Annotated in this window: 2 protein-coding genes and 1 pseudogene; 2 read left to right on the forward strand and 1 reads right to left on the reverse strand. The window is 35.6% G+C overall.

Annotation, left to right across the window (positions count from 1 at the left end; translation table 11 throughout):
• Positions 1–256 (reverse strand): annotated as a pseudogene (locus F6K22_RS41360) (polysaccharide pyruvyl transferase CsaB); the annotation flags it as partial.
• Between the two features lie 178 nt (positions 257–434).
• Between F6K22_RS41360 and F6K22_RS41365 the strand changes: the two are divergent.
• Together F6K22_RS41365 and F6K22_RS41370 are read left to right on the forward strand one after the other, a co-directional pair.
• Entirely contained in the window at positions 435–746 is a 312-nt protein-coding gene (locus F6K22_RS41365; RefSeq protein ID WP_293111022.1) for a DUF2499 domain-containing protein, read from the forward strand.
• 269 nt (positions 747–1015) lie between these two features.
• Positions 1016–1118 (forward strand): DUF3593 domain-containing protein (locus F6K22_RS41370; RefSeq protein ID WP_293111023.1); only part of this gene is annotated, 103 nt, incomplete at its 3' end.

The following is a 1118-nucleotide window of genomic DNA, read 5'->3' on the forward strand; positions in this document are numbered from 1 at the left end:
TAATTTCTTTCAAGCAAGTAGAAGATTGGCTGTCACCACCAGAAAAATTACGCTTAGTATCTGGCATTGCTTGGAGAATGGTAAAAGTATTGAAGCGATCGCCTGCTTCAACTCCGTAGCGTTTTTTCGTTTCGGAGGGGTTGCCAGACAAAACATAAGGTTGAATATTATCAGGCAACATCTGCAACAAAGATGCTAATAATGCCTCATCCCCACCATTTCCTTTTCCGTAGTAACCACATAAAATTCCCTGCATTTGTTTAAGTTATTTCCTATTTTAATTTAACTAGGATTTACACAGAAACCGGGTTGATCAACGAAGTTTTGTGATTTACAACTTAGGGAAATAAACCGGGTTTCTTGTTTAGTTTAGTAAGTCCTGTTAAAGTTGTAGAATACCAAAGTTAAGACCCAAAAAATCTGAATTTTTAAATATGCATGCTTTGTCAATTCCTACTTGGATTATTCATGTTTCCAGCGTTATCGAATGGGTAGCTGCTATCTGGTTTATTTCGATTTATGGTAATATTACCCACAACCGTGTCTGGTATAGTCTATCTTTTGCCATGTTACCTGCATTAGTTAGTGCTATGTGTGCTTGTACTTGGCATTATTTTGATAATGACCCTAATTTAGAATGGTTAGTTACTCTCCAAGCATCAATGACTTTATTAGGAAACTTTACCCTATTAGCTGCTGCTTGGTGGATATTTTATGATAGTAAAAAGGGAGTAATAGATAATTAATAATTAATAATTAATAATTAATCTATCGTAGGGGCGGGTTTAATCAGATATTTCCCTGTTTGATCTCAGATTTACCTAAACCCGCCCTCTTTTCTACAACATCAAAATATGGTATGAGCGGTTAAATGCGGGGGGCGGGTTTAGCTAAGTTTATGTGAAACTCCTTAACTAACTTGTGAAACCCGCCCCTACTATTTCAATTGAATTCCCTGTTTGTTTTTGCCTCTTTAAACTAGGAAATTTTTCAAAGCACAACTACTTCTAAAAATATGATTTCTAAAGATACTTTATTTGCTCTTTCTTTATTTCCCTATTTAGGTTTTCTTTGGTTTCTAACTCGTTCGGGTCAAGTACCCCGTTTAGCCTTAATTG

This window comes from Okeania sp. SIO2F4 (assembly GCF_010672385.1).
GTDB lineage: Bacteria > Cyanobacteriota > Cyanobacteriia > Cyanobacteriales > Microcoleaceae > Trichodesmium.